The following is a 20,560-nucleotide window of genomic DNA, read 5'->3' on the forward strand; positions in this document are numbered from 1 at the left end:
ATGCGGCTGATGCCGAGTGGTCGAAAGCTCGTCATCGGGATTCCATTCCTGTGGCTGTGCCTGTTTTTCCTGTTGCCGTTCTTCCTCGTGATGAAGATCAGCTTCTCGGAAGCGGCGCTGGCCATTCCTCCTTACTCCGAGATCTACACCTTCGCCGAACAGAAACTCCAGCTGTTCCTCAACGTCGGCAACTACCTGCTGCTGACCGAGGATGAGTTGTACATCTCGGCTTACTTCGGTTCGTTGAAGGTCGCGTTTTTCAGCACGCTGATGTGCCTGGTGATCGGCTTTCCGATGGCCTACGCGATCACCAAGGCAAGCAAGGAAGCGCAAAACGTCTTGCTGCTGTTGATCATGATGCCGACCTGGACTGCGATCCTGATCCGCGTGTATGCGTGGATGGGCATCCTCAGCAACAACGGTTTGCTCAACGCGTTTTTGATGTGGACCGGGCTGACCGATCACCCGATCGAGATCCTCAACACCAACACGGCCGTGTACATCGGTGTGGTCTACGCCTACCTGCCGTTCATGGTCTTGCCGCTGTACGCCAACCTGGTCAAGCACGATCAAAGCTTGCTGGAAGCGGGTTCGGACCTGGGGTCGAGCAACTTCAACAACTTCTGGAAAATCACCGTGCCGCTGGCCAAGAACGGGATCATCGCCGGCTGCATGCTGGTGTTCATTCCGGTGGTCGGTGAGTTCGTGATTCCGGAACTGCTGGGCGGCCCGGAAACCCTGATGATCGGCCGTGTGCTGTGGCAAGAGTTCTTCAACAACCGCGACTGGCCGGTGGCGTCTGCCCTGGCGGTGGTGATGCTGTTGATCCTGATTGTGCCGATCCTGTTGTTCAACCGTAGCCAGGCCAAAGAGATGGAGGGTCGGGGATGAAACGCTTCGGATTTTCAAAGTTCATGCTGATTTTCGGCCTGTCGTTTATCTACCTGCCGATGCTGATTCTGGTGATCTACTCGTTCAACGCCTCGAAACTGGTGACGGTGTGGGGCGGCTGGTCGGTGAAGTGGTACGTCGGCTTGCTCGACAACTCGCAACTGATGGGCTCGGTGGTGCGCTCGCTGGAAATCGCCTGCTACACCGCGATTGCGGCTGTGGCGCTGGGGACTTTGGCGGCGTTCGTGCTGACTCGCGTCACGCGCTTCAAGGGTCGTACGCTGTTTGGTGGCCTGGTCACCGCGCCGTTGGTGATGCCTGAAGTGATCACCGGTCTGTCGCTGTTGCTGCTGTTCGTGGCCATGGCGCAGCTGATCGGCTGGCCGATGGAGCGTGGCATCGTGACCATCTGGATCGCCCACACCACGTTTTGTGCGGCCTATGTGGCGGTGGTCGTCTCCGCCCGCCTTCGTGAGCTGGACCTGTCCATCGAAGAAGCGGCCATGGACCTCGGGGCGAAACCGTTCAAGGTGTTTTTCCTGATCACCATCCCGATGATCGCGCCGTCACTGGCGGCCGGCGGCATGATGTCGTTTGCGCTGTCGCTGGATGACCTGGTGTTGGCGAGTTTCGTATCCGGCCCAGGCTCGACGACCTTGCCAATGGAAGTGTTCTCGGCGGTGCGTCTGGGCGTGAAGCCTGAGATCAACGCCGTGGCCAGCCTGATACTGCTCGCCGTTTCGATTGTGACCTTCATGGTCTGGTACTTCAGCCGCCGCGCTGAAGCCAGCCGCAAACGGGCGATCCAGGAAGCGATGGACCAGACCGCCAGCGAATCCTGGCAGCAACCTGAAAAGCAAATGGCAGGAGCGACGGCCTGATACCCGTCCCTGTAGGAGCGAGCCCGCTCGCGATGGACTTCAACGATAACGCGGGCTGTCTGATTGAACGCGGCGTCCTCAGGTTTTTCGCGAGCAGGCTCGCTCCTACAAAGGAGCGCGCAAGCGCTTGCTGTGTGATTTTGAATAAAAAGAGAAATGGAGTTGTACCGATGAAAATGTTTGGCAGGACTCTGCTGACACTGTCCTTATTGGGCGCGATGGCTACCGGCGCCCAGGCCAATGACAAGGTACTGCGCGTCTACAACTGGTCGGATTACATCGCCCCGGACACCGTCAAGAAGTTCGAAGACGAGACCGGTATCCGCGTGACCTACGATGTGTTCGACAGCAACGAAACCCTTGAGGCACGCCTGCTCGCAGGCAAATCCGGCTACGACATTGTCGTGCCGTCCAACAGCTTCCTGGCCAAGCAGATCAAGGCTGGCGTCTATCAGGAACTGGACAAGTCGAAGCTGCCGAACTGGAAAAACCTCAACCCGGTGTTGCTGAAAAACGCTTCGGCCAGCGACCCGGGAAACGGTCACGCCTTCCCGTACATGTGGGGCTCGATCGGCATCGGGTTCAACCCGGCCAAGGTCAAGGAAGTGCTCGGTGCCAATGCGCCGACCAACTCCTGGGACTTGCTGTTCAAACCGGAAAACGCCGAGAAGCTGAAAGCCTGCGGCATCAGCTTCCTCGACTCGCCGACCGAAATGCTGCCCGCCGCCCTGCACTACCTGGGCTACCCGGTGAACTCGCAGGACAAGGCGCAGATCGCCGAAGCTGAAGCGCTGTTCATGAAGATCCGGCCGTCGGTGGCGTACTTCCATTCGTCGAAGTACATCTCCGACCTGGCCAACGGCAACATCTGCGTCGCTGTCGGTTATTCCGGCGACGTGCTGCAAGCCAAGGCCCGCGCACAGGAAGCGGGCGACAAGGTGAAAATCGAATACAGCATTCCGAAAGAAGGCGCCGGCAGTTTCTACGACATGGTCGCAATCCCACGGGATGCGGCGAACGTCGACAACGCCTACCTGTTCATGAACTTCCTGATGCGCCCGGACATCATCGCCGAGATCACCAACAACATCGGCTACAGCAACGCCAACGCGGCGGCGACGCCGTTGGTGGATGAAGCGATTCGCGATGATCCGGGCTCGTATCCGCCCTTGGCCGTGATGGCGACGTTGTATGCGATTCCGGACATGCCGATCGGGGTTCAGCGGGTGATGACGCGCGGCTGGACGCGGGTGAAGCTCGGGAAATAATTGAGCCCCTTTGTAGGAGCGAGGCTTGCCCGCGAAGGGTCCGTCACATTCAACATTGATAGCGACTGACACACCGTCTTCGCGGGCAAGCCTCGCTCCTACAGGGGCATTGGATTTCTACTGTTTACCGTTCACGCAGCGCCTTACCACCGCTGCACTCCTCTCTGACGAACGGCCTCACCTGGCTTCCTCGGTTAAGGTGAATTTGGCGCCCTCCTCGGGCGCCTTTTTTTGCAACGACTGAAACCCTGTGCCTTGTGCCTTGTGCCTTGTGCCTTGTGCCTTGTGCCTTGTGCCTTGTGCCTTGTGCCTTGTGCCTTAAAGCTATGAACTTACTTGTTCGATGTTTCAACCACACACGTTACTGCTCGTCACCTAAAAATTTAATTTCCGTTCTTGGTTACTTGCCCAATCATCACGTCCGGCCATGCATTACCACTGAAGTCAACAATTACTCCCTCTGTTGATCGGCCGGCACGCCCCAACAAAGTAGTAATTTTTTCTAGATACTCCGTTTGTAGCGGACTGGTTACAAAAGCCATATTAACTTCCGGCAAGTCAAGACCCGTCAGCATTCCGCTGGTGATCACAAGGACGCTTCCTCCGTCACTTGCATTATTGAATTGTTGAACCGCATGACGACCTCCATCTTTTTCTGCACTCGAAAGAAGTCCTACTGCTAGCGGAGTCACACCACTCTCTCCCTTCCCACCTAACGCGACCACCAATTTTTCGTACAAAATGGATGCAACAGATATTCTATTCGTGACGATAATAGCCTTATACCTACTATCAAACGAAAAACTCTTCAGGTCTTTACAAACCTCACCAATTACCCACTCCTCCCTGACACCATCAGAAACCGCGCTTTCATCAGCACCCGCTCGAGCAACTACAGTTACAGGCCTCTTATCCAGTATCAACGGAAGAAGAACACCATGCTCTACAGCTTGCTGCAGACCAAAACTAACAACAAGAGACCCAAAATTCTTATCCGGAAACTCTTTGAGACCAACAGGAGAACTGGAAAAATTAATTAATGAAGCAAGCGGAGTTGATCTCTTGAAGTCAAACTGAACGCCTTGCAAGTCGACACCAATCAAAAGACACTTCTGCTCAAACACTATCGGGACATTTCGAAGTTGCGCCATCGTAGTAAAGATTACTCCAGGATTCGGTGCAGAGAGCGAATCCATCAAATTCTCTTTACCCATGGGCATTACAGTATGCATCCCCGAGAAGCTAGGGCAGTGTTCGATTAATCTATGTTGAAGTTGGCGCAACAGCGCTCTGTGAGTGCCAACCACAATGAATGGCACGTACTCCAGCCCTGCAATTTGACGTGCGCGAATTATGTACGAGACAATGGACATACTAATCCCTGTCCCAAGTGTTTGATGAACCACCCCCACTTTTCCATCTTCATGCAACGACAGTGATTTAACCGTCGCTTCAACGGCTGCCTCTACCAATTTTAACTGATAAAATTTGAGCTTCGAATCTATCTGGGCCGAATACCTCATCAGCTCTGACGATAGAGTTTTAAGCTCAACTCCCGACAAGTCCGGCTGTTCACCACCAAGCATGACCCCCCTAACTTCTTCCGCCTTTACAGCTGCAGCAACTAATCCGTCAGGCAATTTTATTGGATAATTTTCGGCAAACTTCCGTATAGCAGAAACTAGAGAGTTCGAGTGTTCAACACCATCCGCACCCATTTCCGAATTCAACAGATTTTTCACATCTATGAATGCTTTCAAGAACAGGGTAGCAGATGAAAGACCAGTTTCATCAGTTGGAAAAGGTGATTTACTCTCAACAACCCGACTGACAAAATGATCTTCAGGCTTGCTTTCGAACAATACGGAAAAGACCCAATGCGCTGCGGACTTTATGCCATCGACAATTTCCAAAGCCGGTGCAAACCCATTCCCATTATGATAAAGCTCATTCCGAATCGAATGATAATAGACCAAAACATCACGCTCTATGAGCATCTCTTGTTTAAGCTGAGAAACAACATAATATTCCAAAAACTCAAGCTTTGAGTGAAAGTTGTGCATCCACCTCCCCACTTGCGCTTTTTCATATTGCAAACCACTTCGTTGAATGGGATTAAGTGACAAAAAGGTGATGATTGAAAGTTCAATAGCATTGTCAAAACTAACCAAGACCATGCGACGGTCGAAATCACTGTCCCCTCTCAAGTGCTCCTCGGCATGTTGGATCAGCTCCAAAGGTCCACGTGCCCAAGGTTTCAGTTTTTTCATAACAGTCCTTAAAACTAATTTCTCCGATAACTAACACTACCAGATCTCTCAGCGTGCGACGCGATAGCTATCGCCAGCAAGCCGGCTCCTACAGTGATCTGCGGCGCGACGCGTACCTTGTAGGAGCCGGCTTGCTGGCGATGAGGCCAAAACATCCAACATAGATACTGGCCGCTTACCCTTTTCCGTTCACGCAGCGCCTTACCACCGCTGCACTCCTCTCTGGCGAACGGCCTCACCTGGCTTCCTCGGTTAAGGTGAGTTCGGCGCCCTCCTCGGGCGCCTTTTTTTATGCCGGCACCAGCGGCCATTCGGCCAGCGCCCGATAGCGGCCCTTGTGGGATTCAAACAACACAAATCGATCCGCCCGCAGAAAAAACTCCGGCGGCGTCGTCGACTCAGGCACCGGCGCCCGATAGTCGCGCATCAACGTCAGATGCGGTCTGAATTCCTTGTGTGCCTCTTCAAACCCGAACGGCAACATCGCCTGCTCCAGCGCATACACCAGCCGCAGCAATTCCGGCGGCGCCTGTTCCGGCGCGAGCACCAACACCCCGGCCTTGCGCCACACATCCAGGCGATCCAGCGCCAACCGCAACGCCGCACCCGACACGCGCACCTTTGCTGCCGCCGTGCAGATTTCGGCAATCTGCGCCACCTCCACAGCGCCCAAAAACAGCAACGTCAGATGGAAGTTTTCCACCGGCACCGGACGCCCGATGCGCAATTGCAGCGCGCCGCGCCATTGGGCAATCGCCTTGCGCTGTTCGGGTGGGCAATCCAATGCAAAAAACAGCCGTTTGACCGGCTCCGGGGTTTCGTCGCTCACGCCTGGCACCTCCTGACATGCACGTTATAGTTGAACCAACCGAATAAACGGGACGGGGCCATGCGAGAGATCATCAGCAAAGAGCCATGGTGGGCCGTGCCACCGAAACCGGGTCAGGATGAGTCAGAGCTGGAATGGGGCTGGCTGGTTCACTATAGCGAAGGTGAACCGCGTTTCGAGTTTGTCAAAGAACGACCGACGGACAGCGAGATCCGCAATCGCAAGAGTTGCAGGATCACCCCGACGCCGGAGTGATCCTGCCACACGCTCAGACCTGCAAGAGGATGTCGAAGCCGCCGAAAATCATCCGTTGGCCATCGAACGGCATCGGATTGACGTCTTGTTGCATGCGCGGGTCGGCCATCAATTTCTGCATGCCGGCATCGCGGGTGGGCTTGTCCGGCCAGACGATCCAGGAAAACACCACGGTTTCGTCATCCTTGAGTTTCACGGCCAGCGGAAACGAAGTCACTTTGCCATCGGGCACGTCATCGCCCCAGCATTCGACAATGCTCAGGGCGCCGTTTTCCTTGAAAATCACAGCGGCGGATTCCGCGTGTTTCTTGAATTTTTCGCGGTTGGCACTGGGCACCGCAAAGACACAGCCATCGACGTAAGACATGGTCATTCTCCTGCCGGGGGTTGAGGGTCGATCTGCGGTTTAGTCGGTTCGGACGGGCTCCAATCGACAGCGCCGCTGCCCGAACTGACCGACGGTACGTCGGCACTCCCCGCCAGGTTGCCCTCGATCTGCCCTGCCATGTACAACGTCCCCGCCATCACACCGGAGGTCGGGTTCTGCACCATTTTTATCCAGGCCTTATCGAACGTGTTGCCCAGGCTGCTGCGAATCAGCGCCTCGCTGTCCGGTCGGTCGCTGGCCTGAATCAGTGCGCGAATCCCCGCCACGCCCAAGGTAATCAAGCCTCCAGCGATTTTTCCCGCCGCTGCGGACACCGCGCTGGCGGCACCGCGCGGGGCCATTTCGGCTTCCATCCGCTGGCTGGCGCGCTTGGCCACCGGCGCCATGGCTTGGTCGGTGGAATCAACACCCTTGCTACCGCCGGCCTTGTGGATCTTGTCGATCAGCGCCGCGTACGCCGGCAGTGTGTTGAGCGGCTGGGTGTGCACGACCTGGTACAGCGAAGCGTCCCGCGCGGGCGGCGGTCCGAGGGCGATGGCCGGGATTTTCTGGATACGGCCATTGAGCTGGGCCATGGGCACGCCGTGGCGCTGGGAGATTTTTTGCAGTTCTTCCTGAAGAATATCCACGTAGAACGCCGTGGCCAGACCGAGGATCTGGTCGGGATCAATCTCTACCGCGACCGGGGCCAGCACGCGTTTCTGGTATTGCTCCAGCAGATAGGCCGCCAGGCGTTTCGACGAGGCATCCTGCTCACCCTGGGCGCTGAGGCTGTACCAGCTGACTTTCATCGACAGCCATTCCTGGGTCCAGTAACTGCTGAACCAGGGAATGAATTTTTCTTCGGTCAGTTGATAGACGCGGGTTCGCCAGTAATCCATGGCGCCGCGCGAATAGATTTTTGCCTGCTCGGTGGCGGACTGGGATGCCGCGACGATGTCCCGATCCACCTGCTGCCAGGTGCTCTGGGAAATGACCACGGGCGGCGCAGGCGCCGGGGCACGCGCAGGCGTGACGCATCCCGCCAACACCAGCAGCACGGCGACGATCAGCGAACGCAGGTTCAAGATCGTGGTGTCCTAAAGTCTTCCCCCGAACGGGATATTCAGGGGTTAAAGCGCCCTGATTTGAGTATAGGCGGCGGACTCTCAGGTTGATGGTGTTGCTGATGGCCTCTTCGCGGGCAAGCCTCGCTCCTACAGAGGACTGGTGTCCCGCGGAAATCCCTGTAGGAGCGAGGCTTGCCCGCGAAGGGTCCCTCAAGAACACCACAAAAACCCGACCATCACTGACATCGATATTCACCATCGCCGCGAATGCCTTCCGCTCATGAACCGTCAGCGTAGGATCAACTTCAACCCGACATACAACCCCGAACCGGAGGGGCAAATCATGTTGATCCATCTGCTGACCTGCCTGGCCCTGACAGCCTTCACGCTGACCGTTTTTTCGTGGTACGTCCTGACCGAGGAGCGCACATCATGATCCACACCGTCACCCTCGCCGTGAGCTTTCCGGTGTTCGGCAACAACTACTACTCGCAGCAGGCCGTCTCGCGCAAAGTGCTGTCGCTGGTGTTCGACAAGAACTTCGAAGCGCTGCTGATGCCCGCCGCCGGCAACCACTTCAGCAACGAAGTGGTCGGCCTCAACGATCAATTCCGCTTTTTGAATGATGTGCTGGCCGAACATCTGCTGGATGCCGAGCTGGCCCAACACACCTCGCGGTCGTTCAGTTTTTGAGACTGACCGTCACTGACTATTACGCACAGACCTCACGAACACACCCACGTAACCAGCGATGCACCGGATCGGCGTCCAGACGCGGATGCCAGAGCATCGCGACGGTGAATTCCGGCAAGGCAACCGGCAGCGCAAAACTGTGCATGCCCGCCCGCAGGTTTTCGGTGTGGCGTTCAGGAACGGCAGCGATCAAATCGGTGGCTCGGGCAAGCGCCAACGCGGTCGAGAAACCGGCGACGATGGTCACGACCCGCCGTTCCAGTTGCAGCGCCGCCAGCGCTTCATCGACAGGCCCCTTGTCGAGCCCGCGCCGCGAGACGCTGATGTGACCGCCCGCCGCATAACGTTCCGGAGTGATCTCGCCCTGGCTCAACGGGTGCCCCACGCGCACCACGCCGATGAAGCGATCACGAAACAAACCCTGGGTCCTTAACTCGGGCCCGGCAGCCTTCCCCACCACACCGGTTTCCAGATCAACGGTCCCGTCCCGCAGCGACGTGCTGTCCTTGTCAGGTTTGTGCATGAAGCGCAGCAGCACGCCTGGCGCTTGCTCAGCGACGCGGGCGATGAGCGGCGCGCCAAAGGTCTCCACAAAGCCCTCGCTGGTACGCAACGTGAACGTGCGGGCCAATTGCTTCAGGTCAGGCTGTTGCGCCGGGCGCAGCACCGCTTCGGCGTCCTGCACCAACTGGCTGACCCGCTCGCGCAATTCCAGCGCCCGAGGCGTGGCGACCAGTCCGCGCCCGGCCCGGACCAGCAACGGGTCACCGGTGGTTTCGCGCAACCGCGCCAACGCCCGGCTCATCGCCGACGGGCTCAGCCGCAAGCGTTTGGCCGCGCGCGCCACGCTGCCTTCGGCGAGCAGCACATCAAGGGTGATCAGCAAATTGAAATCGGGAGTCGACATGCGTTGCCCCACGGCCGGGTGAGATGGCGTTTGACGCACGAGTAGAGTGCAACCCGTGCGCCTTCCGCCATGTTAGGCGCCAGCGTAGATTTCTGATAGCTCCACTTCGGGAGCGGTCAGATCCAGAGGGACAGCATGAAGCCGACTATCGCCATCGCGGACAACACAACACAGACACCCGCCGTACGCTGGGCGCTGGTCAGCCTTTCGTTGTCGATGCTGCTGTCGTCACTCGGCACCAGCGTCGCCAACGTCGGTTTGCCGACGCTGGCCCAGGTGTTCGGTGCAACCTTTCAGGACGTACAGTGGGTCGTCATCGCGTATCTGCTGGCGATCACCACGCTGATCGTCAGCGTCGGAAGGCTCGGTGACCTGATCGGCCGCCGCCGGCTGCTGCTCGGTGGCATTGGCGTGTTCACCCTCGCCTCGGCGCTGTGCGCATCGGCACCGACATTGGGCGTGTTGATCGGCGCCCGAGCCCTGCAAGGGCTCGGTGCGGCGATCATGATGGCGCTGACCATGGCCTTCGTCGGTGAGACAGTGGCGAAAGCCAAAACCGGCAGCGCCATGGGGTTGCTCGGGACGATGTCGGCGATTGGCACCGCGCTGGGGCCATCGCTGGGCGGCCTGTTGATCAGTGGATTCGGTTGGCAGGCGATGTTCCTCGTCACTGTGCCATTGGGCCTGATGACGCTGCTGCTTGCGCATCGCTACCTGCCGGCGGATCGGCAGCAGGCAACCACCGGGAGCGTCCGTTTCGACGCGTGGGGCACGCTGGTGTTGGCACTGACGCTGGCGGCGTATGCGTTGGCCATGACGTTGGGCCGTGGCCATTTCGGGCTGCTTAATATCGGTTTGCTGTTGGCGGCGGGGTTCGGCGTGGGGCTCTTCGTTTTGGTTGAAATGAAAGTCGCTTCGCCGCTGATACGGCTGGCGATGTTTCGCAACCCGGTGCTGAGCGCGAGCCTGGCCATGAGCACACTGGTCGCGACGGTGATGATGGCAACGCTGGTGGTCGGGCCGTTTTATCTGGCCCACGGGCTTGGGCTGAAGGCGGTTGTGGTGGGCATAGTGCTCGCGGTCGGGCCCTGTGTCGCGGCCCTGACAGGTGTGCCCGCCGGCCGGATCGCCGACCGATTCGGCGCCCAACGGATGACTGTCGCCGGGTTGATCGCCATGGCCGTCGGGTGCCTGGTGTTATCGGTGTTGCCGCTGACAGTTGGCATCGGCGGGTACGTTGCGCCGATGGTGGTGATCACGCTCGGCTATGCCGTATTCCAGACGGCCAACAACACCACGGTCATGAGCGATGTGCAGCCCGATCAGCGCGGCGTTGTCTCGGGCATGCTCAATCTGTCGCGAAATCTGGGACTGATCACTGGCGCCTCGGCATTGGGCGCTGTATTCGCCCTCGCCTCGCAGGCGGCCGACATCACCCCGACACCACCCGAAGCCGTGGCCCACGGCATGCGGGTCACCTTCGCGGTAGCGTTGGGGCTGATCGTTGTTGCACTGGGCGTCGTGCTAGCCCGCCGAGCGCTGAAACCTTTGTAGGAGCCGGCTTGCTGGCGATGGCGGCGTATCAATCACCATTGATGTTGGCTGACACACCGCTATCGCCGGCAAGCCGGCTCCTACAAGTGCGGGAGTGTTCCGGGAATGTCCGGTTGACATAAATCCTGTAGGAGCCGGCTTGCTGGCGATGGCGGCGTATCAATCACTATTGATGTTGGCTGACACACCGCTATCGCCAGCAAGCCGGCTCCTACAGGGGATTTGCGTGCCTTTGGCTTACTGTTTGATCACAACCAGCGGTTCGCCTTTCTTGACGATGTACGTCGCCAGTTCGGAGCTGGTTTTGGTCCCGATGTTCTTCGCGATATGCGCGACGCCAGCCGGGATATACAGCGAGTCACCGGCCTTCAACGTCACCGGTGGCTGCCCTTCCAGTTGATATTCGAACGTGCCGTCGATGACATAAGCCACCTCCACGCCGGGATGGGAGTGGTTGGGCGACGAGACGCCCGGATCGATATCAACCCGTACCTGGATCACTTCACGACCGTCGACATCGAGGTCCTTTTTCAGGAGATCGGTGCGATGAATCCCTGTCTGCCAGCTTTTTGCGGGGGCCTTCACTTCCTCGGCCTGAGACATCCCGGAGAACGCCGCGAGTGCGGCAGTGGTGACAACAGCGACGCCAAGCATTCTGGCGGTGTGACGAGCGTTGATACGGAACATGGCATTTCTCCGGGTGATACCGTTGTGGTGCCCCATTAGGCGGCCGTCGTGTATCGGGGACGTGTCGCGGATGCCATGGTTTTGTAAGCCAAGATAGCTGCGGCCCCGAGGGATACACAGGAATACAAACCGGCCGACTCATTTGGAGGTGTTGAGCACCACCGCCGCCCGGATCAGCGCCTTCAATGCTGTTTCATCAAGCGTCTCGCCTTCATGAACATCAATCGCCCGACGGGTATTGCCTTCCAGGCTGGCGTTGAAGAGATGGGCAGGATCGTCCAGCGCAGCGCCTTTGGCGAAGGTCATTTTCACCGCCGTTTTGTACGTCTCGCCCGTGCAGATGATCCCGGCATGCGACCACACCGGCACGCCCCTCCACTTCCACTCCTCGACCACGTCGGGGTCTGCCTGTCGGATGATCGCCCTGACGCGCGCGAGCGTCTCGCCCCGCCAGTCATTCAATTCCCTGATTCGTGCGTCGATCAGCGCAGAGGCCGATTCGCCCCCGCTGCTTTCCTTCGTCATGGTGCTCGCCCTCGACTGATGGTGGTCGCTTGAGTATTGCCGACTCGGGGATTCTCTCCAGCAATCAGGTGACCGGCTGGTCGCACAAAGTTGCGAGAGGCGCATTCGCGGCCTATGGTCCAAACGATGCATTGCTGGCGACCGGCGTGCGATGGCTCGCCGCCGGTTGCTGTCCTTCCCGTGCGAATTTTCGCAAAGAGGTGACAACATGCCGAACGACTCCCGCCCTGCCGTGCTTGAACTGATCGGCAATACGCCGCTGGTGCGCGTCAGCCGCTTTGACACGGGCCCGTGCACCCTGTTTCTGAAGCTCGAATCACAGAACCCCGGCGGCTCGATCAAGGACCGCATCGGCCTGGCGATGATCGACGAAGCCGAGCGCGACGGCCGGCTGAAATCTGGCGGCACCATCGTCGAGGCCACCGCCGGCAACACCGGCCTCGGCTTGGCCCTGGTCGGCCGCGCCAAGGGCTATCGGGTGGTGCTGGTGGTGCCGGACAAGATGTCCACAGAGAAAGTCTTGCACCTCAAGGCCATGGGCGCCGAGGTGCACATCACCCGCTCCGACGTGGGCAAGGGCCATCCCGATTATTACCAGGACGTCGCGGCACGGCTGGCGCTGGAAATTCCCGACGCATTCTTCGCCGATCAGTTCAACAACCCGGCCAACCCGCTCGCCCATGAGTGCAGCACCGCACCGGAGATCTGGGCGCAAACCCAGCATGACGTGGATGCGATTGTCGTCGGCGTCGGCTCGGCCGGCACGCTGACCGGGCTGACCCGTTTCTTCAAGCGCGTACAGCCCAATCTGGAAATGGTGCTGGCCGACCCCATCGGTTCGGTGATGGCCGAATACAGCCGCAGCGGCACCATGCAGACGCCCGGCTCGTGGGCGGTGGAAGGCATCGGCGAAGACTTCATCCCCTCGATTGCCGACCTGTCCAGCGTGCGCCACGCCTATTCGATCAGCGACGAGGAAAGCTTCGATCACGCCCGCCAACTGCTGCGCGCCGAAGGCATTCTCGGCGGTTCCTCGACCGGCACCCTGCTGGCGGCGGCGCTGCGTTACTGCCGCGAGCAAACCACGCCCAAACGCGTGGTCAGCTTCGTCTGCGACACTGGCACCCGCTACCTGTCGAAGGTCTACAACGACCAGTGGATGAACGATCAGGGCTTGCTCAAGCGCAAACCTTATGGCGACCTGCGCGATGTGATCGCACGGCGTTTCGAGGATGGCCGGGTGATCAGCGTCGGCCCGGACGACACGCTGCTGACGGCGTTCCAGCGCATGCGCCTGGCGGATGTGTCGCAATTGCCGGTGCTGGCGGACGGCAAGCAACTGGTCGGCGTGATCGACGAATCCGACATTCTGCTGGGCATGCAGGAAGATCCTTCACACTTCCGCTTGACCGTGGCCAGCGCAATGACCGACAAAGTAGAAACCCTGCCGCCCAGCGCCAGCCTGGAAAAGCTGCAGGCAGAACTCGATCGCGGGCTGGTCGCGATCATCGCCGACGCCTCGGGCTTCCACGGCCTGATTACTCGCGTCGACCTGCTCAATCATTTGCGGAGATCCCTTGCATGAGTCAACACGATGAAAACGCCGCGGCACGCGCCTTTGCCACTCGGGTGATCCACGCCGGGCAAACGCCGGACCCGACCACCGGCGCATTGATGCCACCGATTTATGCCAACTCCACCTATTTGCAACAAAGCCCCGGCGTGCACAAAGGCTTCGATTACGGGCGCTCGCACAACCCGACGCGCTTCGCCCTGGAACGCTGCGTCGCCGACCTGGAAAGCGGCACCCAGGCCTTCGCGTTCGCCTCCGGGCTGGCAGCGATTTCGACGGTGCTGGAACTGCTCGACGCCGGTTCGCACATCGTGTCCGGCAATGACCTGTACGGCGGGACGTTCCGACTGTTCGACAAGGTGCGTAAACGCAGCGCCGGGCATCGCTTCAGCTTCGTCGACCTGACGGACCTCGGGGCGTTCGAAGCGTCGTTGCAGGACGACACCAAAATGGTCTGGGTCGAGACGCCGAGCAATCCGTTGCTGAGCCTGACCGACCTCGCCGCCGTCGCACGTATCTGCCGCGACCGCGACATCATCTGCGTCGCCGATAACACCTTTGCCAGCCCGTGGATCCAGCGCCCGCTGGAGCTGGGCTTCGACATCGTGCTGCACTCGACCACCAAATACCTGAACGGCCACTCCGACGTGATCGGCGGCATCGCCGTGGTCGGGCAGAACCCGGAACTGGCGCAACGCCTGGGTTTCCTGCAGAACTCGGTGGGCGCGATCGCCGGCCCGTTCGACGCGTTTCTGACCCTGCGCGGCGTGAAAACCCTGGCGCTGCGCATGGAGCGTCACTGCAGCAACGCGCATGAGTTGGCGCAATGGCTGGAGCGCCAGCCGCAAGTGGCGCGCGTCTACTACCCGGGCCTGCCGTCGCACCCGCAGCATGAATTGGCAAAGCGGCAGATGCGCGGTTTCGGTGGGATGATTTCTGTCGATCTGAAGAGTGATCTGGCGGGTGCCACGCGCTTTCTTGAGAGCGTACGGATATTCGCCCTGGCCGAGAGTCTGGGCGGCGTGGAAAGCCTGATCGAGCACCCGGCGATCATGACCCACGCCACCATCCCCGCAGAAACCCGCGCACAGCTGGGCATCGGCGACGGGCTGGTGCGGTTGTCCGTGGGGGTTGAGGATGTCGAGGATCTGCGTGCCGATTTGGCGCAGGCGCTGACGCGGATCTGAACAAAGCTGGGTGATACACCGCCCCGTGTAGGAGCCGGCTTGCTGGCGATTGCGGTGTATCAATCACCATTGATGTTGGCTGACACACCGCCATCGCCAGCAAGCCGGCTCCTACAGGGGAATGCGTAAGGCCGGCCGATTGCGCTCCGTCTTGGGCCTTATTCGCCGGACTTGATGCTGGTCCAGACCCGCGTGCGCACCCGCTCAAGCTTTTGCGGCAGCGGTTGCACCACATACAAGGTTTTCAACGCTTCGCTGGTCGGCGTCAGGTTCGGGTTGCCGGTGATCTCTTTGTTGATCAGCGCAAGCGAGTCCTTGTTGGCGTTGGGGTAGCCGAGGAAATCACTGATCGGGGCGATGACTTTCGGGTCCAGCAAGGTGTTGAGAAACTCGTGGGCCTCCTCCACGTTCTTCGCGCTTTTTGGAATCGCAAAGGTATCAAACCAGATCGGCGCGCCCTCCTTCGGCAAGCGCCAATCGACCACTACGCCGTTGCCCGCTTCCTTGGCGCGATTGCCGAACTGGTAGAAGCTGCCGGAGTAGCCGATGGCGACACAGATGTCGCCATTGGCGATGTCGGTCATGTACTTGGCGGAGTTGAAGTAGGTGACGTAAGGGCGAATCTTCAGCATCAATGCCTTGGCTTTTTCGTAGTCGTCCGGGTTCTGGCTGTTCGGGTCCAGCCCCAGATAGTGCAGCGCCAGCGGCAGGATTTCCGAAGGTGAGTCGAGCATGGCGACGCCACAGGATTTCAGCTTCTGCATGTTCTGCGGGTTGAACACCAGATCCCAACTGTCCACCGGCGCATTCTCACCCAGCGCGGCCTTGACCTTGGCCGGGTTGAAACCGATCAGCACGGTGCCGTACATGTAGGGCACGCCGTACTGGTTACCCGGATCGTTCTTGTCCAGCAATGCGAGCAGTGCCGGGTCCTGATGTTTCCAGTTCGGCAGCTTGGACTTGTCGAGTTTCTGGAATACACCAGCCTTGATCTGGGTTTCGATGAACTGGTTCGACGGCACCACCAGGTCGTATCCCGAGTTGCCGGTCAGCAGCTTGGCTTCCAGCGATTCGTTGGTGTCGAAGGTGTCCCAGGTCACTTTGATTCCGCTTTTCTGGGCGAAGTCCTTGGGCACGGACGGCAGGATGTAGTCCGCCCAGTTGTACACCCGCAATTCCCGCTGTTCGGCGTGCACCGCACTGGCCAACAGCGTCAGCCCACAAACAGTGGCGCCCAGTATGCGTTTCATCATGACCATGAATGAATTCCCCAAATGTGTCGCTCGTTGGTTTTTATGTTCTGTACACGGCAGGCCTTAAAAATTGCCCAGGGCAAGGAAAACAGGATTTCAGTTGTGGATTCGCAAGCGTGCTGAAACAGCAATGCTGCTTCGATTCTTGCTGACGAACGAGTGAGTTCATAGTGCGAGGTCGGCCAAAAGGAGATCGAAATGGCCAATATCGGTGTCCCGGTGGATCCGGTGGCGGAAGACGCCCTGATCACCCTGTTATACGCAATCCCTGTAGGAGCCGGCTTGCTGGCGATAGCGGTTGGCCAGGCAACATCATGGGTGACTGACACACCGCTATCGCCAGCAAGCCGGCTCCTACAGGTTTGGCGTCAATCTGGAAATGAGTGAAATACGCGCATTTGGGTGAAGGCAAAGGCCACAAAAAAAGCCCGCACAAGGCGGGCTTTGGGATTCGAGTAGGTGGCCGGCGCTGGTCTCCGGCTTACAAGGTTTATCAGGACTCTCACAGAAGAGTTTTGTGCTCTTCTGCTTCACACGGCATAAGGGCTGGATCTCAGCGCGGAGATCTTTCTAACCGTGTACCCTTCGGAACGCGCCCCACGTGTCCTTGCCATCCGCTTGCGCATCAGTCTGCGTCTTCACCTACAAGTTCTAGACTAGTACACCCTCCCGAACCGCGCCCCGGAATTTTTAGAACGATTTTGCCCATGGCGACGGGCGTCAGGACAGAAAAATACTAACCAGTGCTCGAGGGTTTTGCTGCCGGAGGGTTTCCCTTCAAGCCCTTTGATGTACAGTCTTCGCCGACGTTTGCAGAACAACAAAAAATACAGGAGTTGAAAATGTCGGAACTGAAACTGCATCCAAACGCCGCACAATCCTTGAACCAGTGGCACGCGATGATCAAAAAGGCTGACTTGAAGGCCTTGCCCGAATTACTGGACCCGCAAGTGGTTTTCCGCTCGCCGATGGCGCACACGCCTTATCCAGGGGCGCCAGTGGTCAACATGATTCTCAACACGGTGTCCGGCGTGTTCGAGGATTTCCAGTACCACCGCGAACTGTCGACTGCGGACGGCTTGAACGTCATCCTCGAGTTCAGCGCCAGAGTCGGTGAAAAACAGCTCAAGGGCATCGACATGATCCGCTTCAACGAACAAGGAAAAATCGTTGAATTCGAGGTGATGGTCCGCCCCCTGAGTGGCTTGCAAGCCTTGGGTGAAGAGATGGGCCGCCGACTGGGCGCTTTCCTGGCCGCCAGCAAAGCCTGACCACTGCGCAGCGCTTCATCGGCGGGCACACGCACCGGTGAAGCGCGTCATCAGGCCAGGCTCGAAAGATACGGCCACGGGTAGATGCCGCGTTCGTGGCCATCGCTGAAAATCAGTTGCAGGCCATAGCCCTGCGCGTTCAATTCGATGACTTGCACTCGGTCATCGACCCTCGGCGTCAACCCTTTCAAGCGAAACGCCCGGCACTGCGAACACGGGCATTGCCGGCGCAACTCGGCATGATCCAGCAACTGCTCACGACCATCCGGCCAGTTCAGTCGCAGCTGCTGTTTGCTCCGGGAATTGCCGATCGCCAGCGGGTTCATTGCAACTGACTCAAGGCAATGCGCACGGCTTTGCGCACTTCCGGGTCGCCGTCGTTCTGCGCGGCCTGCAACGGTGCGATAGCACCTTTATCGTTCAATTCGCCGAGGGCCAATGCGGCTTCCTTGCGCAGGTTGCTGATGCGATGACCGAGGGTTTCGATCAATGCGTCCAGCGCCGGGGCATAACGCAAGCGACCGAGACTGCGGGTGGCACGCAGGCGCACTTGCCAATAATCATCGCTCAACGCTTCGACCAATGCCGGGCCCGCATCGGTATGACCGACCTTGCCAAGGGTGGTCGCGGCTTCTTCGCGCACTTGCCAGGCGCTGTCCTGTAATGCCTGGCGCAGGGCCGGCAGGACGTGCGCATCGGAGGCCAGGCCAAGGGCTCCCGTGGCGGCGCGACGGACTTCGGTGTCCGGGTCGTGACTGGCCAACGTCGCCAGGGCCGGCAATGCATCAAGTTGTTTGAGCCAGCCGAGCACGCCCACAGCTTCGCGGCGAACGCTGGCGTCTGCATCGCCCAGCGCCGCCAAAGCAGCGGTCGCGGCATCGGGAAAACGCAATTCGCGCAACGCCCGGAACGCGGCGATACGCACGTTGATGTCGGCATGCCCGGTCCACGGCAGAATCACCCTGCCCGCGGCTTCACTCTTGAGCAGGCTCAGGCTCTGCGCGGCGGCGGTCTGCACGGCCGGCGACGGATCGGTCAACGCCTGGCACAGCGCCTCGACGACCGGCGCATCCTCCCAGGCTTCAAGCAGGCGCGCGGCTTCGGCGCGAACCTCTGCGGTCGGGTCTTCGGCCAGTCGATCGACCAGCCACAGCAAACCGTCCGGCTCTTCCAGGTCCGCCAGCTCGATCAGGGCGATCCGGCGCACGCCGGCGTCGGCATCGGTCAGGCGCGGTTGCAGGGAGAGAATGTCATCGTTATCGGTTACATCAAATAGAGAGGTCATAGGGCAAATCGCGGCAGTTTGTTTTCAGGGGGAAGTCCGAGAGGGTTCAGGCGCGGTAGTTGCCGACCGTCTTCGTGACGCAGTAATTCGAGGCAATGGCGCTTCAAGCGGGAAAACTCATGGCTTGTCACCAGTTCGCTGGTGCGTGGCCGAGGGAAGTCGAGGCGAAGGTCTTCGATGATCCGCCCGGGACGCGTGCTCATGACCAGCAGCCGGTCGGCGAGGAACAACGCTTCGTCGATGTCGTGGGTGACGAACACCACGGTGGTGCGAATCCGCGTCCAGATGTCCAGCAGCAGCTCTTGCATGTTCAATCAGGTCAGCGCGTCGAGGGCACCGAACGGTTCGTCCATCAGCAACAGACGCGGACGGTTGATCAGCACACGGGCGATTTCCACCCGCTGCTGCATGCCACCGGACAACTGATCCGGCCAGCGCTCGGCGAAACCTTCGAGGCCGACCAGCGCGAGGATTTCATCGGCGGCTTCGTGCCGTTCGGCCTTGCCGATGCCGCGCATTTTCAGGCCGAACGCGACGTTGTCGCGCACCGTACGCCAAGGGAACAGCGTGTGGTGCTGGAACACCATGCCGCGCTGGGGCGAAGGACTCGACACGACTTCGCCATCGACTTTAAGGCTGCCGGCGCGAGGTTGCAGGTGTCCGGCCAGCGCGCCGAGCAAGGTCGATTTGCCGCAACCGGAGGGGCCGAGAATGCACACGAACTGCCCCGGTTCGATCTGGCAATCGAGGCCTTGCACGGCTTCGAACGCGGCACGGCCCTCCCCGAGGCTGATCGACAATCCGCGAATGTCGATGCGCCCTTCAAGGTGTTGAAATACGCTCATCAGGCTTTTCCTCGTGGTCGATGCCAGGGCGTCAACAAACCGCCCAACCGTTTGATCAGCAGGCTGCTGCCCATGCCGAGCACGCCGATCAGCAACATGCCGACGACGATGTCGGCGTAGTTCTGGATGGTGTAGGACTCCCAGGTGTAATACCCGATGCCGTATTGGCCGGAGATCATTTCGGCGGTCACCAGGCAAAACCACGAGGTGCCCATGCCGATGGCGAGGCCGGTGATGATGCTCGGCGCGGCGCCCGGCAGAATCACCTCCAGCAGAATCGCCCGACGCCCTGCCCCGAGGCTTTTCGCCGAGGCAATCAGGCGCGGGTCGACGCCTTCGACGCCGTGCACGGTGTTGAGCAGGATCGGGAACAGCGCGCCGGTGAAGGTGATGAAGACCATCGACAGTTCCGACGACGGGAACATCAGGATCGCCAGGGGAATCCAGGCGACGGCGGGGATCGGGCGCAGGACTTCCAGCGGCGGCAACAGCAAATCTTCGGCCCATTTCGAACGACCGATGGCCAGGCCCAACGCGATGCCGATGATCAGCGCTGCGAGGTAACCGGCGAAGACCCGGCTGAGGCTACTGCTCAGGTGCTGGGCGAGTTTGCCGGAATCGCCCAGGCCGAGGGCGGCTTCGATCACCGCCAGCGGTGTCGGGACATTGGCGAAGGTGACCAGGCCGAGGTTCCAGTGGTGGCTGGCGGCGAGTTGCCAGAATAAAAGGCAGAGCAGCAATGAAGCTGCCCTCGGGATCCAGCGCTTTATAGATCGGGACATACATCTTTCTCCCCCCTGTAGGAGCCGGCTTGCTGGCGATGGTGTGTCAGCTACATTGATGTCGACTGACACTCCATCGCCAGCAAGCCGGCTCCTACAGGGGAATGCGTAAGGCCGGCCGATTGCGCTCCGTCTTGGGCCTTAGTCGCCGGACTTGATGCTGGTCC

At 59.5% G+C, this 20,560-nt stretch carries 20 protein-coding genes and 1 pseudogene; 9 read left to right on the top strand and 12 right to left on the bottom strand.

All coding sequences use genetic code 11. The annotated features are described in order from the left end of the window. Positions 1-9 precede the first annotated feature (9 nt). The 3 genes from ACM6IO_RS17810 to ACM6IO_RS17820 all read left to right on the top strand — a co-directional run bounded on the left by ACM6IO_RS17810 (position 10) and on the right by ACM6IO_RS17820 (position 3,040). Complete coding sequence (locus ACM6IO_RS17810; protein ID WP_162130710.1) at positions 10-891, top strand: ABC transporter permease subunit; 882 nt, start codon at positions 10-12, stop codon at positions 889-891. After that, entirely contained in the window at positions 888-1,772 is an 885-nt protein-coding gene (locus tag ACM6IO_RS17815) for an ABC transporter permease subunit (RefSeq protein ID WP_008027215.1), read from the top strand. Before ACM6IO_RS17810 ends, ACM6IO_RS17815 begins: the two co-directional genes overlap by 4 nt. 170 nt (positions 1,773-1,942) lie before the next feature. Further along, entirely contained in the window at positions 1,943-3,040 is a 1,098-nt protein-coding gene (locus ACM6IO_RS17820; RefSeq protein ID WP_192228304.1) for a polyamine ABC transporter substrate-binding protein, read from the top strand. Between the two features lie 383 nt (positions 3,041-3,423). Here ACM6IO_RS17820 and ACM6IO_RS17825 read toward each other — a convergent pair whose 3' ends face one another. After that, positions 3,424-5,310, bottom strand: a complete 1,887-nt coding sequence (locus ACM6IO_RS17825; RefSeq protein ID WP_414911962.1) for a hypothetical protein — start codon at positions 5,308-5,310, stop codon at positions 3,424-3,426. 289 nt (positions 5,311-5,599) lie between these two features. Further along, on the bottom strand, positions 5,600-6,139 hold the full coding sequence (gene thpR / locus ACM6IO_RS17830; RefSeq protein WP_414911963.1) for an RNA 2',3'-cyclic phosphodiesterase: 540 nt from the start codon (positions 6,137-6,139) through the stop codon (positions 5,600-5,602). 60 nt (positions 6,140-6,199) lie between these two features. Between thpR and ACM6IO_RS17835 the strand changes: the two genes are divergently transcribed. Continuing rightward, a complete protein-coding gene (locus ACM6IO_RS17835) occupies positions 6,200-6,394 on the top strand; it encodes a hypothetical protein (protein WP_008027221.1) in 195 nt (64 codons plus the stop codon). A gap of 13 nt (positions 6,395-6,407) precedes the next feature. Here ACM6IO_RS17835 and ACM6IO_RS17840 read toward each other — a convergent pair whose 3' ends face one another. Together ACM6IO_RS17840 and ACM6IO_RS17845 are read right to left on the bottom strand one after the other, a co-directional pair. Then, on the bottom strand, positions 6,408-6,761 hold the full coding sequence (locus ACM6IO_RS17840; protein ID WP_008039011.1) for a DUF1428 domain-containing protein: 354 nt from the start codon (positions 6,759-6,761) through the stop codon (positions 6,408-6,410). Between the two features lie 2 nt (positions 6,762-6,763). Continuing rightward, positions 6,764-7,849 carry a hypothetical protein gene (locus tag ACM6IO_RS17845; RefSeq protein WP_192228307.1) on the bottom strand — a complete coding sequence of 362 codons (1,086 nt, stop codon included), beginning with the start codon at positions 7,847-7,849 and terminating at the stop codon, positions 6,764-6,766. 414 nt (positions 7,850-8,263) lie between these two features. On the opposite strand from ACM6IO_RS17845, the gene ACM6IO_RS17850 reads away from it, so the two are divergent. Further along, entirely contained in the window at positions 8,264-8,524 is a 261-nt protein-coding gene (locus ACM6IO_RS17850; RefSeq protein ID WP_008027230.1) for a hypothetical protein, read from the top strand. Positions 8,525-8,543: 19 nt separating this feature from the next. Here ACM6IO_RS17850 and ACM6IO_RS17855 read toward each other — a convergent pair whose 3' ends face one another. Continuing rightward, a complete protein-coding gene (locus ACM6IO_RS17855) occupies positions 8,544-9,431 on the bottom strand; it encodes a LysR family transcriptional regulator (protein WP_414911964.1) in 888 nt (295 codons plus the stop codon). A gap of 135 nt (positions 9,432-9,566) precedes the next feature. On the opposite strand from ACM6IO_RS17855, the gene ACM6IO_RS17860 reads away from it, so the two are divergent. Then, positions 9,567-10,985 carry an MFS transporter gene (locus ACM6IO_RS17860; protein ID WP_414911965.1) on the top strand — a complete coding sequence of 473 codons (1,419 nt, stop codon included), beginning with the start codon at positions 9,567-9,569 and terminating at the stop codon, positions 10,983-10,985. A gap of 237 nt (positions 10,986-11,222) precedes the next feature. Here the strand turns inward: ACM6IO_RS17860 and ACM6IO_RS17865 are convergent, their stop codons facing one another. Next, positions 11,223-11,672: a cupin domain-containing protein gene (locus tag ACM6IO_RS17865; RefSeq protein WP_192228310.1), complete on the bottom strand. Its 450-nt coding sequence runs from the start codon at positions 11,670-11,672 to the stop codon at positions 11,223-11,225. A 138-nt stretch (positions 11,673-11,810) separates the two neighbouring features. Beyond that, positions 11,811-12,197: a DUF1801 domain-containing protein gene (locus tag ACM6IO_RS17870; RefSeq protein ID WP_414911966.1), complete on the bottom strand. Its 387-nt coding sequence runs from the start codon at positions 12,195-12,197 to the stop codon at positions 11,811-11,813. 208 nt (positions 12,198-12,405) lie between these two features. Between ACM6IO_RS17870 and ACM6IO_RS17875 the strand changes: the two genes are divergently transcribed. Further along, positions 12,406-13,782 carry a pyridoxal-phosphate dependent enzyme gene (locus ACM6IO_RS17875; RefSeq protein WP_008039030.1) on the top strand — a complete coding sequence of 459 codons (1,377 nt, stop codon included), beginning with the start codon at positions 12,406-12,408 and terminating at the stop codon, positions 13,780-13,782. Next, positions 13,779-14,957, top strand: coding sequence for a cystathionine gamma-synthase (locus ACM6IO_RS17880; protein ID WP_414911967.1), 1,179 nt, complete (start codon positions 13,779-13,781; stop codon positions 14,955-14,957). The genes ACM6IO_RS17875 and ACM6IO_RS17880 overlap by 4 nt, the downstream gene beginning before the upstream one ends. Positions 14,958-15,115: 158 nt before the next feature. On the opposite strand, the gene ACM6IO_RS17885 is transcribed toward ACM6IO_RS17880, so the two are convergent. Then, entirely contained in the window at positions 15,116-16,216 is a 1,101-nt protein-coding gene (locus ACM6IO_RS17885; protein ID WP_008027246.1) for a polyamine ABC transporter substrate-binding protein, read from the bottom strand. Positions 16,217-17,052: 836 nt separating this feature from the next. Here ACM6IO_RS17885 and ACM6IO_RS17890 point away from each other — a divergent pair. Continuing rightward, on the top strand, positions 17,053-17,481 hold the full coding sequence (locus ACM6IO_RS17890; protein WP_008027251.1) for a nuclear transport factor 2 family protein: 429 nt from the start codon (positions 17,053-17,055) through the stop codon (positions 17,479-17,481). 50 nt (positions 17,482-17,531) lie between these two features. Here ACM6IO_RS17890 and ACM6IO_RS17895 read toward each other — a convergent pair whose 3' ends face one another. The 4 genes and pseudogenes from ACM6IO_RS17895 to ACM6IO_RS17910 form a co-directional block, all read right to left on the bottom strand. After that, a complete protein-coding gene (locus ACM6IO_RS17895) occupies positions 17,532-17,807 on the bottom strand; it encodes a DUF971 domain-containing protein (protein ID WP_008027252.1) in 276 nt (91 codons plus the stop codon). Further along, entirely contained in the window at positions 17,804-18,766 is a 963-nt protein-coding gene (locus tag ACM6IO_RS17900; RefSeq protein ID WP_414911968.1) for a HEAT repeat domain-containing protein, read from the bottom strand. Before ACM6IO_RS17900 ends, ACM6IO_RS17895 begins: the two co-directional genes overlap by 4 nt. Beyond that, a pseudogene (locus tag ACM6IO_RS17905) lies at positions 18,763-19,611 on the bottom strand (ABC transporter ATP-binding protein). The gene ACM6IO_RS17900 and the pseudogene ACM6IO_RS17905 overlap by 4 nt, the downstream one beginning before the upstream one ends. Then, positions 19,611-20,393 (bottom strand): ABC transporter permease, encoded by a 783-nt coding sequence (locus ACM6IO_RS17910; RefSeq protein WP_414911969.1) that lies wholly within the window; start codon positions 20,391-20,393, stop codon positions 19,611-19,613. Before ACM6IO_RS17910 ends, ACM6IO_RS17905 begins: the two are co-directional and overlap by 1 nt. Positions 20,394-20,560 lie beyond the last annotated feature (167 nt).

Origin of the sequence: Pseudomonas sp. IT-P44 (assembly GCF_949768225.1) — a bacterium.
In the GTDB taxonomy this organism is placed as follows: Bacteria; Pseudomonadota; Gammaproteobacteria; order Pseudomonadales; family Pseudomonadaceae; genus Aquipseudomonas; species Aquipseudomonas migulae.

What these genes read in the sequence shown, in the direction of transcription:
- ACM6IO_RS17870 (WP_414911966.1), bottom strand. Translation starts at nt 12,197, where the DNA reads ATGACGAAGGAAAGCAGCGGGGGCGAATCGGCCTCTGCGCTGATCGAC.
- ACM6IO_RS17885 (WP_008027246.1), bottom strand. Translation starts at nt 16,216, where the DNA reads ATGGTCATGATGAAACGCATACTGGGCGCCACTGTTTGTGGGCTGACG.
- ACM6IO_RS17820 (WP_192228304.1), top strand. Translation starts at nt 1,943, where the DNA reads ATGAAAATGTTTGGCAGGACTCTGCTGACACTGTCCTTATTGGGCGCG.
- ACM6IO_RS17890 (WP_008027251.1), top strand. Translation starts at nt 17,053, where the DNA reads ATGTCGGAACTGAAACTGCATCCAAACGCCGCACAATCCTTGAACCAG.
- ACM6IO_RS17865 (WP_192228310.1), bottom strand. Translation starts at nt 11,672, where the DNA reads ATGTTCCGTATCAACGCTCGTCACACCGCCAGAATGCTTGGCGTCGCT.
- ACM6IO_RS17860 (WP_414911965.1), top strand. Translation starts at nt 9,567, where the DNA reads ATGAAGCCGACTATCGCCATCGCGGACAACACAACACAGACACCCGCC.
- ACM6IO_RS17825 (WP_414911962.1), bottom strand. Translation starts at nt 5,310, where the DNA reads ATGAAAAAACTGAAACCTTGGGCACGTGGACCTTTGGAGCTGATCCAA.
- ACM6IO_RS17880 (WP_414911967.1), top strand. Translation starts at nt 13,779, where the DNA reads ATGAGTCAACACGATGAAAACGCCGCGGCACGCGCCTTTGCCACTCGG.
- ACM6IO_RS17815 (WP_008027215.1), top strand. Translation starts at nt 888, where the DNA reads ATGAAACGCTTCGGATTTTCAAAGTTCATGCTGATTTTCGGCCTGTCG.
- ACM6IO_RS17850 (WP_008027230.1), top strand. Translation starts at nt 8,264, where the DNA reads ATGATCCACACCGTCACCCTCGCCGTGAGCTTTCCGGTGTTCGGCAAC.
- ACM6IO_RS17855 (WP_414911964.1), bottom strand. Translation starts at nt 9,431, where the DNA reads ATGTCGACTCCCGATTTCAATTTGCTGATCACCCTTGATGTGCTGCTC.
- ACM6IO_RS17840 (WP_008039011.1), bottom strand. Translation starts at nt 6,761, where the DNA reads ATGTCTTACGTCGATGGCTGTGTCTTTGCGGTGCCCAGTGCCAACCGC.
- ACM6IO_RS17910 (WP_414911969.1), bottom strand. Translation starts at nt 20,393, where the DNA reads ATGTCCCGATCTATAAAGCGCTGGATCCCGAGGGCAGCTTCATTGCTG.
- ACM6IO_RS17835 (WP_008027221.1), top strand. Translation starts at nt 6,200, where the DNA reads ATGCGAGAGATCATCAGCAAAGAGCCATGGTGGGCCGTGCCACCGAAA.
- ACM6IO_RS17895 (WP_008027252.1), bottom strand. Translation starts at nt 17,807, where the DNA reads ATGAACCCGCTGGCGATCGGCAATTCCCGGAGCAAACAGCAGCTGCGA.
- ACM6IO_RS17900 (WP_414911968.1), bottom strand. Translation starts at nt 18,766, where the DNA reads ATGACCTCTCTATTTGATGTAACCGATAACGATGACATTCTCTCCCTG.
- ACM6IO_RS17875 (WP_008039030.1), top strand. Translation starts at nt 12,406, where the DNA reads ATGCCGAACGACTCCCGCCCTGCCGTGCTTGAACTGATCGGCAATACG.
- ACM6IO_RS17810 (WP_162130710.1), top strand. Translation starts at nt 10, where the DNA reads ATGCCGAGTGGTCGAAAGCTCGTCATCGGGATTCCATTCCTGTGGCTG.